Annotated in this window: 12 protein-coding genes; 6 read left to right on the top strand and 6 right to left on the bottom strand. The window is 60.5% G+C overall.

The genetic code is table 11. The annotated features are described in order from the left end of the window. Positions 1-194 precede the first annotated feature (194 nt). From QMZ05_RS37025 to QMZ05_RS37000, 6 genes are all read left to right on the top strand, one after another. Positions 195-2306 (top strand): SMP-30/gluconolactonase/LRE family protein, encoded by a 2112-nt coding sequence (locus tag QMZ05_RS37025; RefSeq protein WP_353705248.1) that lies wholly within the window; start codon positions 195-197, stop codon positions 2304-2306. Positions 2307-2309: 3 nt separating this feature from the next. Next, on the top strand, positions 2310-3428 hold the full coding sequence (locus QMZ05_RS37020) for an SMP-30/gluconolactonase/LRE family protein (RefSeq protein WP_353705247.1): 1119 nt from the start codon (positions 2310-2312) through the stop codon (positions 3426-3428). Further along, on the top strand, positions 3425-4966 hold the full coding sequence (locus QMZ05_RS37015; RefSeq protein WP_353705246.1) for a sugar ABC transporter ATP-binding protein: 1542 nt from the start codon (positions 3425-3427) through the stop codon (positions 4964-4966). The genes QMZ05_RS37020 and QMZ05_RS37015 overlap by 4 nt, the downstream gene beginning before the upstream one ends. Positions 4967-4981: 15 nt before the next feature. After that, positions 4982-5773: a GntR family transcriptional regulator gene (locus QMZ05_RS37010; RefSeq protein WP_353705245.1), complete on the top strand. Its 792-nt coding sequence runs from the start codon at positions 4982-4984 to the stop codon at positions 5771-5773. A gap of 114 nt (positions 5774-5887) precedes the next feature. Next, the gene (locus QMZ05_RS37005; RefSeq protein WP_353705244.1) at positions 5888-7567 is read left to right on the top strand and encodes an AMP-binding protein; all 1680 of its coding nucleotides are present in this window, start codon (positions 5888-5890) and stop codon (positions 7565-7567) included. Between the two features lie 11 nt (positions 7568-7578). Beyond that, entirely contained in the window at positions 7579-8883 is a 1305-nt protein-coding gene (locus tag QMZ05_RS37000; RefSeq protein WP_353705243.1) for an acyl-CoA dehydrogenase family protein, read from the top strand. A 666-nt stretch (positions 8884-9549) separates the two neighbouring features. On the opposite strand, the gene QMZ05_RS36995 is transcribed toward QMZ05_RS37000, so the two are convergent. The 6 genes from QMZ05_RS36995 to QMZ05_RS36970 all read right to left on the bottom strand — a co-directional run bounded on the left by QMZ05_RS36995 (position 9550) and on the right by QMZ05_RS36970 (position 15117). After that, positions 9550-10059, bottom strand: a complete 510-nt coding sequence (locus QMZ05_RS36995; RefSeq protein ID WP_353705242.1) for a hypothetical protein — start codon at positions 10057-10059, stop codon at positions 9550-9552. Then, positions 10056-10640 (bottom strand): type II secretion system protein GspM, encoded by a 585-nt coding sequence (gspM, locus tag QMZ05_RS36990; protein WP_353705241.1) that lies wholly within the window; start codon positions 10638-10640, stop codon positions 10056-10058. The genes QMZ05_RS36995 and gspM overlap by 4 nt, the downstream gene beginning before the upstream one ends. Beyond that, entirely contained in the window at positions 10637-11752 is a 1116-nt protein-coding gene (locus tag QMZ05_RS36985; protein ID WP_353705240.1) for a PilN domain-containing protein, read from the bottom strand. Before QMZ05_RS36985 ends, gspM begins: the two co-directional genes overlap by 4 nt. Positions 11753-11813: 61 nt before the next feature. Then, positions 11814-13589: a GspE/PulE family protein gene (locus QMZ05_RS36980; protein ID WP_353705239.1), complete on the bottom strand. Its 1776-nt coding sequence runs from the start codon at positions 13587-13589 to the stop codon at positions 11814-11816. Next, positions 13586-14431 carry a type II secretion system protein GspK gene (locus tag QMZ05_RS36975; protein WP_353705238.1) on the bottom strand — a complete coding sequence of 282 codons (846 nt, stop codon included), beginning with the start codon at positions 14429-14431 and terminating at the stop codon, positions 13586-13588. The genes QMZ05_RS36980 and QMZ05_RS36975 overlap by 4 nt, the downstream gene beginning before the upstream one ends. A gap of 11 nt (positions 14432-14442) precedes the next feature. Then, positions 14443-15117, bottom strand: coding sequence for a prepilin-type N-terminal cleavage/methylation domain-containing protein (locus QMZ05_RS36970; protein ID WP_353705237.1), 675 nt, complete (start codon positions 15115-15117; stop codon positions 14443-14445). Positions 15118-15372: the final 255 nt, after the last annotated feature.

Here is a 15372-nt window from a genome sequence, read left to right as displayed (position 1 = left end):
CTATTACACGACCCCCGCTTGGGTTAAGTCGAAGGACGATCGGATGTACTGCTTCAGCATCCCGAAGGGCGCGAAGTAAACCGTTCCGGCGCCCGCGCCCATTGCGGCGCGGGCAGGCTGGAGCTGCCGATCCCATTCCTCGCGTCGTCCCCGCCGTTCGGCTGCCTCCTCGCCGAACCCGCTGGAGTCTGTTGATGAAAAGCCTGCAACGAGCCTGGCATCGCCATTCGCCCCAATTGTTCCTGGGCGAGCTGCTTGAGAAGCGATGGATGGAGCCGATCATTCCATTCACGCTCACGATCACGGTGTTCCTGGCCTTCGCGGTGATGATCCCGCGTTACCTGACGGCGGGCAGCCTTCAGGAGCTGATGCGGAATTTCGCGGAGCAGGGCATGGTCGCCGTCGCGATGGCCTTCTCCGTGCTGTCGGGCGGCATCGACCTGTCGGTCGGCGCGGTGTTTGCGATGTCGAACTTCCTTGCGCTCTATCTATATCTCATTGTCGGGCTGCCGCTGCCGGTGATGATCGTGCTGGTCATCCTGTTTGGCGCGGCGATGGGCGCGATCAACGGCGGCCTGATTGCCTACGGCAAGACCCGGCCATTCCTCACGACTCTGGTCGTCCTCATCATCGTCCGCGCGGCCTACAACAAGGTGACGGTCGCGTTCACCAACGAGCTCGCCAGCATCGATAGCGGGTCCAGCACATGGGATTTCATGGGATCCGGCAGAGTGCTCGGCATTCCGATCAACATGCTGGTGTTGATCTTCCTTGCCGTCGGAACGCATTTCTTTCTTACTCGCGTCAAGCCCGGCGTCCACATCATGGCGGTCGGGTCGAGCCGGAAGGCGGCCCGCCATGCCGGCGTCAACGTCAAGCGCGTGCTGTTCTCGGCCTACGTGATGTCAGGATCGGTCGCGGCGCTGGCGGGCATCCTTTATGCCGCGCGTCAGAGCAGCTCGGGCACGGACACCGGTGTCGGCTGGGAGATCAATGCGCTGGCCGCCGTGGTTCTTGGCGGCATCAGTCTTGCCGGTGGCCGCGGTACCATCGCGCGCGCCGCCATGGGCGCGGCGATCATCTTCATGCTTACCAGCGGCATGGTGCGGCTAGGCATCTCCGGCAACCTGACGACCGCCATCATCGGCATCATCCTGCTGCTCGCGGTCGGTTTCAACGTGAAGTGGGTCAAGAACAAGGGCAAGGTGCTGCAAAAGGTCTATGTCACCCCAAGCTGGGTTGATTTCGAGCCGCCGCCGTTGGTCGAGCGCGGCAGCGGCACGCCGTTCGCAGAGAACGACCGGCTGAAAAACGCTGAGGCGATTGCGCTCAACATGATCGAGGGCCCGGAGGACGTCATCCTTGACCGCAAGGATAATCTCTACACCGTCAACCGCAACGGTTCGATCATCCGCTTCCTCGCGCCCGACTATGCCGTCCGCGAGGAATTCGCGCGGATCGGCGGCCGGCCGCTCGGGCTGGCGTTCGATCGAGATCAGAACCTCCTTGTCTGCATCGCCGGCATGGGGGTGTACGGCGTGAAGCCTGATCGTTCGGTCTTCAAAGTCACCGATCGCACGACGCGCACGCGTACACGCCTCAAGGACGACTCCCGGCTCTATCTGGCAGACGATCTCGACGTTGCGCCCGACGGCAAGATCTACTTCAGCGAGGCCTCGACTCGCTACGAACTGACCGATTGGGCGCTCGACGGCTTTGAGGGGCGCGGCAACGGCCGGCTGATCTGCCACGATCCAAAAACCGGCATCACCAAGACCGTCCTCAAGAACCTGACGTTCCCCAACGGCATCTGCATTTCCCATGACGGGCAGTCGGTGCTGTGGGCGAGCACCTGGCTGTGCCAGATCAACCGCTACTGGATCGCCGGGCCGAAGGCGGGCACCAGCGAAGTCCTGATCGACAACCTTCCAGGCTATTGCGACAACATCAATCGTGCATCCGATGGCAAGTATTGGCTCGCCTTCGTCGGCCTGCGTACGCCGGTCTATGACCTTGCCATGCGCAACCCTGTTTTCCGTACCCGCATGGTCAAGCAGATCCCCCCGGATGAATGGCTGTGCCCGGGCATCAATTACGGCTGCGTGGTCAAGTTCGACGACAACGGCGTCGTGACGGAATCGCTCTGGGATCCAGGCGGGCTCTCGCATCCGACCATCACCTCGGTCCGCGAGCACAAGGGCCATCTCTATATCGGCGGTCTCGAGAACAACCGCATCGGCCGCATCCGCCTTGAGGGCGCCGACCCCACCTGGGAAGCGCACGTGTCGTATTGGGGAAGGGCCTGAGCCATGTCTCTGCTTGGCGATATCGTCGATCGCGTGCTGTTTCCGAACCGGGAGCTTCATGTCATTCCGGTGCTCGACGGAGCGTTCTCGCCAAACCAGCGGCTCGATCAAGCCCGCCAACTCGGCAATGAGATCGAGCGGCCGGATGACATCGCGCTCGGGCAGGACGGCGCGCTCTACGTTTCGACCGGAAACACTATCCTGCGTTGCACGGGAGCCGATTTCGACACGCGCGCCGTGTTCGTGACGCTTGACGGTCCCGTCGGCGGGCTCGCTTCCGCGCCGGATGGCAGGCTTCTGGCTTGCGTCTCGGGGGCGGGTCTGGTGGCGCTTTCACCAGCTGGCCGGATCGTCGCGAAACTCGAAAGCGTCGACGGTGAGAAGATTTCCTGTCCATTGTCGGTCGCGGTTGCCCCGGACGGGGCAATCTATCTGACTGATGGCTCGCGCAACAGCCGGCCTGACCTCTGGTTGACCGATCTGATGCAGAACCGCGCCCCCTCGGGCCGTCTCATCGTTTGCGATGCCTCGCTCGGTCGAGCGAGCGTGCGTGCCGACAAGCTTGCATGGCCGTTCGGCTTGGCCGTTTCCAGCGACGGCAACGAGGTGTGGGTCGCCGAATCCTGGGCGCATCGCCTGACCGCTTTTTCACGCTCCGGCGGCGACAGGCGCGTGATCGTCAAGAACTATGCCGGCTATCCGGCCCGTCTCGGGCCGGGCGCGAACGGAGATATCTGGATGGCCTTCCTCGCGCTGCGCACGCAATTGACCGAATTCGTCCTGCGCGAACGGGCATTCTGCGAAGCGATGATGCGGACGGTGCCATCAGAGCTTTGGATCGGACCAGCGCTGGACGGTCGCCTCAATCCGCGCGAACCGACCCAGATTGGCCGCATCAAGAAGCTCGGTATTCAGAAGCCATGGGCACCGCCGCGCTCGTATGGCCTCATTGCGCGGCTGGACGCCAAGGGCATGGCAACTGAGACCTTGCACAGCCGCGTCGATGGTCGGGTCCATGGCGTCACCGCCGTCCGCCCGGTTGGGTCCCGTGTGCTGGCGGTGTCCAAGGGCCGCGATTGCCTCGTTGAACTGCCGCGTGGCCGCGGCGCACAAGAAGGATGAGCGCCATGCCAGCGGAACTACGGGCAAAAACCCCGCTGCTCCAGGTTGTCAACGGCAGCAAGATCTATGGCGGTCTGCATGCGATCGATGGCGTCGATTTCGATCTGCGGCCGGGTGAAATTCACGCGCTGCTGGGCGAGAACGGGGCCGGAAAGTCGACGCTCTGCAAGGCGATCGCGGGCGCAATCGTTCTGACCTCCGGCGACTATATGATCCAGGGACGCAAGGTCTCGTTCGCCTCTCCAAAAGAGGCGCTCGAGGGTGGCGTCGCGATGGTCTACCAGGAGTCCAGTCTGGTACCCTCGATGACGGTGGCGCAGAACCTTGAACTCGGCATGGAGAAGTGGGTCACGGTTTACAGCAAGATCAACATAGCGGCGACGCAGTCGCTGCAATCGATGAACTTCAACGTCGACCCGCTGGTGCTGGTGGAGAACCTCGGCACGGCCAAACGGCAGATGGTCGAGATCGTGCGTGCGGTACGCCACAATGCCAAAGTCTTTATCTTCGATGAGCCGACTGCATCGCTTACCCCTGAAGAGACGCAGCATCTGTTCCACCTTCTCAATACCCTGAAAGAGAAGGGGGCGGGGATCATCTTCATCTCGCACGCTCTGGAAGAGGCGCTGAACATCGCGGATCGCATCACCGTGCTCCGGGACGGCAAGCTGGTCGCTACGGTGCCCGCGAAGGACGTTACCCGTGACTCCCTGGTGCGGATGATGGTAGGCCGCGAGGAAACGGCGGCGCAGTACGCGACCCACGGCGCCGATCCGGACGCCCCAAAGCCCCATGCGCTGCGCGGCGAGAAGGTGCTTTCGGTCGAGAACGTGACGATGGGGAGTATCGTCAAGAATATGTCCTTCTCGGTGTTCAACGGTGAGGTCGTCGGCATTTTCGGCCTGGTCGGCGCCGGGCGGTCCGAGATCGCGCAGATCGTCAGCGGCGCGCGCAAGCGTAATTTCCTGCGCGGCGGGATGATCTATCTGCGGGACAAGCCGGTTCGCTATCGGGTGCCGCGGCAGGCGGTGCGCGACGGAATCGCCTATATCACCGAGGATCGCAAGGTCGACGGATTCTTCGAAACGATGACGGTAGATCAGAACATCTATCTCGGTTATCTGTCGTCGCCGCGTATCAAGCGATTCCTCTACTCTACACGCGAGATGAAACGGATTGCCGACCGATGGATCTCGGCGCTCTCGATCTCGGCGTTGAAGCGAACGCTGAAGATCGTGGAATATTCCGGCGGCAATCAGCAGAAGGTCGTGGTGGGAAAATCTCTGGCGCAGGAACCGACCGTGGTCATCTTCGACGAGCCGACGCGAGGTGTGGACGTCAGCGCCATTCCGCAAATCCACCAGGCAATTCGCAAGCTGGCCGGCGAGAATAAGGCAGTGGTCGTGATCTCTTCCTATCTGCCGGAGATTCTGGCGATCTCGGATCGGATTCTGGTCGCGCGCGGTGGGCGTATCGTTGAAGAAATGGCACGGGCTGATGCGACCGAAGACAAGATCATGTACGCGGCCATTCATTGATAAGGAGCGCCTTTCATGAGTGCCTATCAGCGGCCTCCCCATTGGAAGGACGCGGCGCGCGACGCCAATGAAGATGATGCGGATGGTGGTCGGCTGATGAGCGAGCGGATCGCAAGCGAGATCCGCAACGCGGTGTTGAGCGGTGAGATGCGGCCGGGCACGCGCATCCGGCAGGAACTTCTCGCGGCGCATTTCGGGGCAAGCCGCATTCCCGTGCGCGAGGCGCTGAAGCAACTCGAGAACGAGGGTCTGGTCGTGATGGCGCCGAACCGTGGCGCCTGGATTGCGGACGTCGATTCGGAAGAATCGATCGAGATCTACAAGATCCGCGAAGCGGTCGAACCGCTTGCCATCGGCGAAAGCGTTCCGAACCTGACCGACGAGGACATTGAGACGCTTGACCGCATCGTGCGCGAACTCGAGCAGGTGACGACGCTCGAGGAATACATCCAGTTGGACCGGGAGTTTCATCTACGAACTTATTCGCGCGCGCGGATGCCGCAACTACTGGCGATGGTCGAGCGCTTCTGGAACAGCACGCAGCACTTCCGGCGGCAATTCGTCAGCGAGACCTATGCCAAGGATGGGTTTCCGTTCTCTGATCCCCAGCATGTCCTGATCATGGATGCGATCCGGGCGCGCGATGTCGATGCCGCGCAAGTGTTGGTGCGTCTCCACATCCGGCGGACGCGCGTTGTCATTCAAGCCAAAGAGAGCGGGGCGGCGCAACCGCCCCTTGCGAACCGCGCCGTGTTATCGCACGCGCGTCTCGGCTCGGTCTATCGCGGAAAAAGGTCCAATGACTAGCTTCCGGAATGCCGGCGTTTTCGGCGGCGAGATGCTGATGGCTGCCGGCAATCATGGCCGCACGGCTGTACACGGCTGGCATCGTCACGACGGCAGCTGCAACGGGTCATGAGAATGAATGCCGGTTCCGATTCCGCATTGCGTGTGCGCGCCTACGAAGAAGCCGCGGGTCAGCTGCGGGCGCGTCTTGGAGAAGCGGCTGCCGCTCCTACCGATCACAAGGGGCTGACGGCGCTCGATCTGTTTCGTGCCGCGCCGCGCGAGGCGCCAGCGGTGTTCTATTTCGATGCGACGCAGAGCTATGCCGATATCGACCGGTTGAGCGACCGGCTCGCCGGCATCTTCGCGCGCAAGGGGCTTGGGCGAGGCGACCGCGTTGCCGTTATTCTACAGAATGTACCGCAGTTCGTCGTCGTCAGTGTGGCGGCATGGAAAGTCGGGGCTATCGTCGTCAGCCTCAATCCGATGTACAGGACGCCGGAGCTTCGGAAGCTGTTCAAGGACTGCGAACCCAAGGCGGTAATCTGCCACGATGATCAATGGGACAACGTTGTCCCGGCCGCTGATTCAGTCGATCCCGAGCTGGTGCTCTGGACCTCCGCCCGTGAATTCCAGATGCGAAACGATGTCCGGGTGCTGCCGGAGCCGGGCGCGGCGCCGCCGGCCCAAGCGCTGGCCTTGGCCTTCGCCGAAGGCGCATCCGCTCTGCCGACGCCTGTCCTGACCCCAGACGACATCGGCTTGCTGCTCTACACGTCCGGAACCACGGGCGTTCCCAAGGGCGCGATGCTCACGCATCGCAACCTCGTGGCGACGGCGCTGGTCTGCCGCGATCATTTCGAGCTGAACCGCACGTCGCGGATATTCGGTGTCGCGCCGCTGTTCCACATCACCGGATTCGAGATCCAGATGGTTGCGGCCTTCGCCGCACGTGCCGCGATGGTGCTGACCTATCGCTTCCAGCCGCAGGTGGCTCTCGATGCCTTCCTTGAATGGCGGCCGACATTCATTGTCGGTGCCATCACCGCATACATCGCGTTGATGAATCATGCCGACGCAACGAGCCGACATTTCGAGAGCTTTGTCCATATCTATTCCGGCGGCGCGCCGATTGCTCCTTCGGTGATCGATGCCTTTTCGGAACGGTTCGGTCGGGCGATCCGCAGTTCCTATGGAATGACTGAACTGACCTCTGCCAGTCATCTTGCGCCCAACGAAGGTCCAATTCCTGTCGATCCCGCGTCGGGCGCGCTGTCTATCGGCAGGCCAACGGCCGCCGTCGATGCGATCGTGGTCGACGACGAGCGTCACCCGCTCGGACCGGGCGAGCACGGCGAAGTGGTTGTGCGTGGGTCCGGCGTGATGGCTGGCTACTGGAGAAAGCCGGTGGAAACCGATGAGGTGCTGACGAATGGTTGGCTGCACAGCGGCGACGTCGGCTTCTTTGACGGGAGCGGCTGGTTCTATCTCGTGGACCGCAAGAAGGACATGATCTCCGCCTCCGGCTTCAAGGTTTGGCCGCGCGAGGTGGAAGATGTAATCTACGGCTTTCCGGGTGTGCGGGAGGCTGCGGTCGTCAGTGCTGCCGATCCATATCGCGGCGAGACGGTGGTGGCTTTCGTTTCCGCGCGGCCTGGTGCCGCAATCGACGTCGCCGCGCTATCGCGCTTTTGCCGCGAGCGATTGGCGGCCTACAAATGCCCTGTCGACATTCGCGTGCTGGATGATTTGCCGAAGACGGAATCCGGCAAAATTACCCGAAACACGCTCCGGGACAGCCTGCGCAGCCAGTAAGGAGAACTCAGGTGGATATCACGCAAAGCGAACGCAGCCGAGAGCTGGCCGAGCGTATCCAGCGCTTCATGATGGAGCACATCTATCCGAATGAGCGCCGATATTATCAGGAGGCGGAGCGGCTCGGGCCATGGGCCGTGCACCCGGTCGTGGAGGAACTGAAGCCGCTCGCACAGCAAGCCGGCTTGTGGAACCTGTTTCTGCCGGCTCACGAGGACGGGCTGACGAATCTCGAATATGCGCCGCTGTGCGAGATCATGGGACGTTCGCACCTAGCTCCCGAGGTCTTCAATTGTAGTGCACCGGACACTGGAAATATGGAGACGATCCTGCGCTACGGTACGGAGGCGCAGAAGGAGCACTGGCTGAAGCCGTTGCTCGCGGGCGAGATCCGTTCTTCGTTTGCGATGACGGAGCCCGACGTTGCCTCATCCGATGCGACCAACGTCGCCAGCCTGATCGTGCGTGACGGCGACCATTATGTGATCAACGGTCGCAAGTGGTATACGACCGGTGCCACCGATCCGCGATGCAAGATCATTATCTTTATGGGGCAGACCGACCCAGCGCACCCGGACCGTCACAAGCGTCAATCGATGATCCTTGTGCCGAAAGATACGCCGGGCGTGCATGTCGTCCGTTCGCTGCCAGTGCTCGGATTTTACGGCGTACCGGATCGCGCATCCGAGGTGATGTTCACCAATGTACGCGTGCCGGCGGCCAACATGCTGCTTGGCGAGGGACGTGGATTTGAGATCGCGCAGGGACGGCTAGGACCCGGACGCATCCATCATTGCATGCGGTTGATCGGCCTTTCCGAGCGCGTGCTCGAGCGTATGTGCCGGAGAGCGCTGAAACGCGTCGCTTTCGGCAAGCCTCTCGCCGAACAAACGGTGACGCTTGAGCGCTTGGCCGAAGCCCGCATGAAGATCGAGCAAGCGAGGCTGCTGACTCTCAGGGCGGCCTACATGATGGACACAGTCGGCAACAAGTCGGCGCGGCAGGAAATCGCGATGATCAAGGTCGTCGCACCAAACATGGCACAGACGATCGTTGACTGGGCAATACAAGTTTTCGGTGGAGGTGGAACCAATAACGACCACTTCCTCTCGGCAGCGCTCGCCACGACCCGCTTGCTGCGACTGGCAGATGGCCCCGACGAGGTCCACCGCAACCAGATAGGTAAGCTCGAGCTGCACCGCTGGCTCAATTCCGATCCCGCGCGGACCGGCGGCGAAGCCGATCCAATGTCCCCAGACGAATCTGAAGCATGGTCCGAAGGAGGGCTTTGGCCGCGCCCAAAACGACTGTCATAGATGGGGTCCGGAAGACGGGGCTTGCCGACCTCGTGTCGACACTCTCGGGGCTGCTCACGCTTGTCGGAGGAACTTCAGAACGGCAGCGCCACCGACGAATTTTCAGGAGCGGATGGTTTGCTGCCCGGTGTGACGGGGCGGACCAATTCGCTGGCCACATCGGCGAGCCGGCACGGTTGGTTTGTCCGACGTCCCTCTTCATTCTGAACCGCCGTGTAACCTGTTGATCCAACTGGAGACGAAAACCGCTCGCAATTCACTCGAAATCCTCGCGGATTTTGATTCCGCCATCGCTGCATTTGCTCGGGCTGCGCGTTGGCGCTGAAACTTCAAGAGTTTGCGGCAACTTCAATTGCTCATTTGGAAGTCAGGCATATCCAACGGCGCACTCCACTGGCAACCTTGAGGCCGACCTGGCATGTTAGCAGGCGCAAAGACCAGCGATTTTCATATTTGGTCAGAGGCTCTGTTGAGCTGCGCCCAGCTGGCGGGCGCGGCGTCGGTGACGTTCATCATGCAATTCTAGGAGCATTTCTGGTGCGAAACTGGTGCGGTTAGTGAATTGGATAGGGAGCTCCACCGATCATCCGGAAATCCCCGCGGCCATTGTGAAATGGATCAGCGCCAACCGGCAGCGGCCGCTGCCGGCGGCGCGGGTTGGGTGTCCTACTTCTGATATAGCTCCAGGTCGATCGCGCGGTCGCCATTGCGAAGAGCTATGCTGCCGGTATTGATGGACTGAACCTTCCATCCGGATAAGTCCTCGCCAGCTCCCACCCAGGAGCCTTTGGGATCTGTTCTCTTGAAGACGTAGGCCTTCTGTACGCCTTGTATGATCATGATGCCGCCAAGCACGAAGCCTGGATCGACGACGATCAGTGGCGGCGGTTGCACGGGAGCTGGCGGCGGAGCGGGAGGGGCAGGCGGTGGCGGCACAAAAGGTTCGCGAGATTTAAAGAAGATTGGGCGCGCAAGAACTTGTGAGTAGCTTGCAAGAGGCCTTGAGGCGGCGACGGACGTACCTGCCGATGAGGTCGGGATGGACCAGTGAAATGCGCCCAGTTCGGAAGGCTGTTCTGAGAACAGCGCCAATCCGGCGGTTACGGCAAGGCTGACGTTCAGCGCGAGAAGGCTCCCGAGAACGAGGAATTTCCACGGCGCCAAGTTGTAGTTCATTTGGCGCCCTCATCGGCAAGAATAGCCCCTACGATTTCGAGCTGAGCGTCGATAAAGGGTTCAGTCGTTGCGTTTGGTGGCCCATTCGGCGGTCCCTTGATCACGGCAGACGTGATGAAGAGGTAGGGCTTGTTCGTTTCAATGGCATGGACCGTCCGCTGTATGGCAGCGTGGGTACCCGACAGATCGATGCGGGCGCCGACATACTTGATAGCTTCATTCCTTGTTGGTTGGAGGCTCTGCACCGATTTCACTCTCGCGCCGCCAGCCTCGGCGATCGCCTTCAGTCGCGTCTGCAGATCTGCCCCGATGACGCCGTCATTGGTGCCGGTCAGAAACTCGTTGCGATCGAGTTCCGCGCTTGAACGACTAATCAAGTCCTGAACCGCAGTCTCCTCCGCGGCTACTCCTTCGAGACGGGCAAGCAGGGCTTGTTGAGCCGCAATGCGGCCGCTCCGTTCAGTGAAGTAGTCCTGGACTGGAATGATCCACAGCCAGTATACCGCAAGCACGCCTAATGCGTGTGCTAACCCAAAAACCGCACGGCGGCGGTGCAGGCCGGCTGGCACTTCCAGTATCATGGCTTTGCCAATTCGGTCAGTTCAGGCGAGCGCAGCTTCGCTTGCAGCGAAAATCGCTCACGCCCTTGCGAGGGGTCCACAGTAACAGGAGCCGTCAACTGGGTTTCGGTAAACCGTGGCGATGCATTGATGATGCCCACGAGAGCCGCAGCCGCGGAGGAAAACCCGATCATTGAAACCTGTTGGATGTTGTCGCTCTGAGAAAGCCGTAGCTCCGTCAACCACGAATGAGGAGGGAGAAGTCGGCTAGTGTCCTCCCAAACGTCAAGAAAGCCGGGCGCGCCGGTCTTCCTCTCTCGGATGTGGCGTAAGATCGACTCACGACGCTCGAACTTCTGCATCGCAGTGCGGACGCGTTGCGCGTGGCCGCGAGCCGCAGCAATCTTGCTTTCCAGCGCGTCAAGCGTTGATTGTTGACGCCAACATTCTGCGCTGCCCGCCACCACAGCGAGCATCAAGGAACTGACGATCGAACCGCGGACGATGCGCGAGAACCATGATATTTTTCTGTCTTGGTCCGACCTGAGCGAAATATGAGGGACAAGTCCGCCAGGCTCAGGCGGGCCCTCGACGTAGCTGAGATCCTCCACCCGAATCGTTAGCGCGGTCGCAATATCTTGAACTATCTGACGTAGCACTATCCATTGGTAAACGGTGATCGTTTTCGCGTCATTCGCGTGACAAGATGATTGACCGCAATGAATGTCCTTCGATCGGAAGGGTGTTTTTGCAAAAAGGTCGCGCAGCGCGGTCTCGTCGATCTTTTGCTTTGCTTGAATGGGGAGCAGGATCGTCCGACGAAAGATCTGCTCAGATGTCACGCGGATGCCAATTTCGGTGTTGAGATCGAGCCCTTGCGCACGCAGAAAGCGATCGAGAATTGATTTCGAGAACGCATCAACCGTAGTGCGATTAGTTGCCAACGTTTTCCGTTCCTCGCCAACGACCTCCATGTCGATGAACATACCGGTGAGACTGACTACAACGGCTCTTCGCTTGCTCCCCTTCAGCCATTCCAAAAACTTCTTTGGGAGAAGAGTTTGAACCTCATTGCACCACCAAACGCCGAACCGGGACGGGAATTGCGAGAGCCGTGTGCCAAGAGCTTGCACGGTATTTTTACTCCGTATGGGTAGGATTTACGGCTTTCATCGGAGAAGCTCTACGTTTCCCCTAGCCAACGCGGGTCGCGCGCAGCACTTCATCGATCGTTGTTTCTCCGCGGCGCACTTTGGTGACGCCGTTTTCGTACATGCTGATCATGCCGGTGGTTCGTGCAAAATCGCTGATTTGCATATCCGATGTTGCTGACAGGATGTGGCGATGAACGGGCGCGTCGACCACGAGTATTTCCGCTATCGTGGACCTTCCAATGAAGCCGTGTCCTGCGCACTCCGAGCATCCGGTGGGCTCGCGAATATTCAGGCGCTCTCCGATGCTGCGATTGCGAGTATCGTTGCTGAGGCGTTCTGCCCAGTATTCGGCGTCTCGGTGAGGGCGCGCGCAATGTGGGCATAGCTTCCTCACCAAGCGCTGCGCCAGGATACCTTTCACGGTCGATGCCAGCAGATAATTCTCCAATCCCATGTCGATCAGGCGCGTTATGGTTGCTGCTGCGCTGTTGGTATGAAGGGTTGAGAGTACTAGGTGACCAGTGAGTGATGCCTGGATCGCGATGCGCGCAGTTTCGAGATCGCGGATTTCGCCGATCATGACGATGTCTGGATCTTGACGCAGGATTGACCGCAAGGCATGTGGAAATGTCAGGCCGATCGCCGGCTGAACTTGTACTTGGTTGATCCCGCCGAGCTGATACTCGATTGGATCTTCGACCGTGAACACCTTGCGATCCGGACTGTTGAGCTCCTTGAGCGCCGTGTAAAGCGTGGTGGTCTTTCCGCTGCCCGTTGGGCCGGTCACCAGGATGATCCCGTTGGGCTGCCGCATCAATTCGCGCAGCGTGTCGATGTGGTCTGAGCTAAAGCCCAGCTTGACAAAATCGAGCTCGATTCTCGAGCGATCGAGAATCCGCATGACCACGCTCTCGCCGAATGCGGTCGGTATGGTCGATATCCGAAAATCGATATCGACCCCTCTGATTGCAAGCTTGATACGGCCGTCCTGCGGCATTCTTCGTTCGGCAATGTCGAGCTTTGCCATGATCTTGATGCGGGATGTGATCGCCGCGCGCATCCCGGGAGGGAGTGATTGCGCCGTCCGCAGCAAGCCATCAACGCGATATCGCACAAGCACGGCCTCAAGCGCGGGCTCGATATGAATGTCGGACGCTTGACGTTCGACCGCCGCAGCAATGATTTGATTGACGAGACGTATGGTTGGAGCTTCGCTTGCGATGTCGCGCAGGCGCTGGACGTCGGTCTCGCTCGCGTCCGAATTGTCACCGAACGAAACGCCATCGAATCCCGATGCAGACTTGGTGTAGAGCGCCTGTAACGCCTTCTCGAAGTCCGCCGCAACGAAAAGTCGAGCAACTGTTGGTCGGCCGGTAAGATAGGCTAGTGCGCGTACCGGCTCGAGGTTGAGTGGGTCGACCACTCCGATGGTCAGCGCATCGTCTGTCGCGACGAGCGGCACGATTCGGTTGCGCCGCACAAAATCAGCCGTGACAATGTCGGTCAGCAATGGCTCGGCCGGAACGTCATCTAACGTCGCCACGGGGATGGCGAGGTAGGTAGATAGAGCCTTCACTACGTCGGTATCAGAAATCAACCCGAGCTTGGTCAGGACATGATCAAGACGCTCGCCGGTGGACTGGGCAGCGCGCCTTGCGCGATCGATTACGGGCGCCTCAGCGAACTTCTCCCGTGTGAGAAGGTCGACAAAGCCATGGGCAAATGCCTGCAACTCGTCGAGCCGGGTTTGGTCGGTGACGATGTGCGCTGAACTGGTTGGCGGAGGCGCGAGCTGGCCCGGAGATGCTGTCGTCACGGGAGCCTCCAGTCGAGTATCCAGACGGGCTTCTCGGGGTCATCGGTCAGCCGGATCGTGGCCGAACGTGTAATGCGACCGTTCAGCCGCGGGATGTCCACGCGAATCGAGAAGGCGTGGCCAATGAGATTGTTGAACGGGTTCGCAGCAACTGCGGTCGGCGATGTGCCATTGAAGGACGCCGGTGATTGCAAGCGCGCCGCGACCTGTGTTGTAACTGCGCCAGCATTCGCGCCCGGGAGGGCAAGCAATGCTTCGGGCGGAGCGACCTGAGGGTCGATGTAGGGCCGGCCCGAGTACACAGTCAGCGCAGGCTCGATGCGCCGAAAGAGTTCGGGGGTCACACCGAGCACCATTTTGAGTTCGTCGACGCTCTGGAACGGGCCATTTCGAGGTCCGTTGCGACCGGCCGCCCGATATTCGGCGTCCTTGGCACCATTCACCCGCCTCGTTGATCCCGTGCTCCTCCAGTCGAGGATACAGTCGACGAGCGTTGCGGCGGACCAGGCGTCTATGCCGGTAGACCGGAGCAAATTGGAAATCAGCGTCTCGTCGGCCTGGTTGAGATCGATGCGCCCGGCCTCGTCCTGGATCATTACCTGGACAGTCGCGCCGTCAAAGGTGAAGGCGTGGGGCACGCCGTCCACGCGCCATCGCGCTTCCGGGCGCGCTTCCAACAGTGAGAATGCCGCGCGGTTGAAAGCGGCTTCGGCAACGGCGGCGATCCTGATGTCGTCGATTGCGTTGTGGGCTTGGTGAACGGCGGTCTTTCCGGTCGGCATCAGAACTCCCGCAATAATCGCAAGTAGCGCGACGACCGAAAGAACATGGACGACTGGCATCGTCGCTCTCCTCAGCGCGCCCTGCAGCGTTTGGTCAAGGCATCATAGACGCATCCGACGTCAACCTCGATCCGGGGCACAACGATGATGTCCGGCCAATTCTGGCCAGCGGTCGCCACACGGAGACGTACCAGTGTTGGCGGGTTGGCTTCGCCGCTCCATCTGTCGTGCCATACGGCGTCTCGATCAGCGCGGCCTCTCCCGAAGTAGTCGAATGAAATGCCATCAACATTGTCGACAAGCGTGGCAGTGCTCGAGCTTTTGGTGTCGCCGCCACCTGCGAGCTCCGATCGAGACGTCATGACAAGCGAGGAGAACGAACCGCGGTTCTCTGCGTGCAGGGTGTATGCCAAGCGGCCGCTTTCGCCGAGAGCGATCGGGGCCGGCGCCAGAAAGCGAAGCGCGTTCGGACTCCCTTCAAATAGCACGTACGGATGACTTGGATCATTTGTCACGTAAGAAGGGTACGCGCCGGCGACGAGCCGCGTCAGCAACGATTGCACCAGCAACACGCGTTGCAGCTTGTCGGCATGATTCGTCCCGTGGTTCCAGGCGAGCAGGCCAAAGCGCAAGCTGCCGAACATGGCGGTTGTGAGCAAGCTAAGAAGAACAATGCCAACCAGTAGTTCAATCAACGTAAACCCGGCCTCGGCATTGTCGGTTGTGGTTTGCTTCGCCAACATCATGGTCGGGCCTCTTTTGGTCCAAAACGAAGCGTGCTGAGGGAGACCGACGAGCCCCTCAGCCCGCTCAACCGGACTTCGGCGGATATTTGATAGAGTTCGACCGATGTCCGGCCAATGTCAGGAGACGCATACGGCGTGATCTGAACGCGCCACCGCGATCCATCGGGTGTATCGCCCGTCACAATTCCTTTCTGAATAGTAATGTCCCGGCCTACCCGGTTAAGCACGGACTGGGCAAGTATGCCGGCTCGAGAC

This window comes from Bradyrhizobium sp. INPA03-11B, from assembly GCF_040446015.1.
In the GTDB taxonomy this organism is placed as follows: Bacteria; Pseudomonadota; Alphaproteobacteria; order Rhizobiales; family Xanthobacteraceae; genus Bradyrhizobium; species Bradyrhizobium macuxiense_A.
This window is presented reverse-complemented; position numbering and strand designations above follow the sequence as displayed.

Coding starts and splice junctions, on each gene's coding strand:
- QMZ05_RS37015 (WP_353705246.1), top strand. CDS start 3,425: ATGAGCGCCATGCCAGCGGAACTACGGGCAAAAACCCCGCTGCTCCAG.
- QMZ05_RS37025 (WP_353705248.1), top strand. CDS start 195: ATGAAAAGCCTGCAACGAGCCTGGCATCGCCATTCGCCCCAATTGTTC.
- QMZ05_RS37010 (WP_353705245.1), top strand. CDS start 4,982: ATGAGTGCCTATCAGCGGCCTCCCCATTGGAAGGACGCGGCGCGCGAC.
- QMZ05_RS37020 (WP_353705247.1), top strand. CDS start 2,310: ATGTCTCTGCTTGGCGATATCGTCGATCGCGTGCTGTTTCCGAACCGG.
- QMZ05_RS36975 (WP_353705238.1), bottom strand. CDS start 14,431: ATGCCAGTCGTCCATGTTCTTTCGGTCGTCGCGCTACTTGCGATTATT.
- QMZ05_RS36995 (WP_353705242.1), bottom strand. CDS start 10,059: ATGAACTACAACTTGGCGCCGTGGAAATTCCTCGTTCTCGGGAGCCTT.
- QMZ05_RS36970 (WP_353705237.1), bottom strand. CDS start 15,117: ATGATGTTGGCGAAGCAAACCACAACCGACAATGCCGAGGCCGGGTTT.
- gspM (WP_353705241.1), bottom strand. CDS start 10,640: ATGATACTGGAAGTGCCAGCCGGCCTGCACCGCCGCCGTGCGGTTTTT.
- QMZ05_RS37005 (WP_353705244.1), top strand. CDS start 5,888: ATGAATGCCGGTTCCGATTCCGCATTGCGTGTGCGCGCCTACGAAGAA.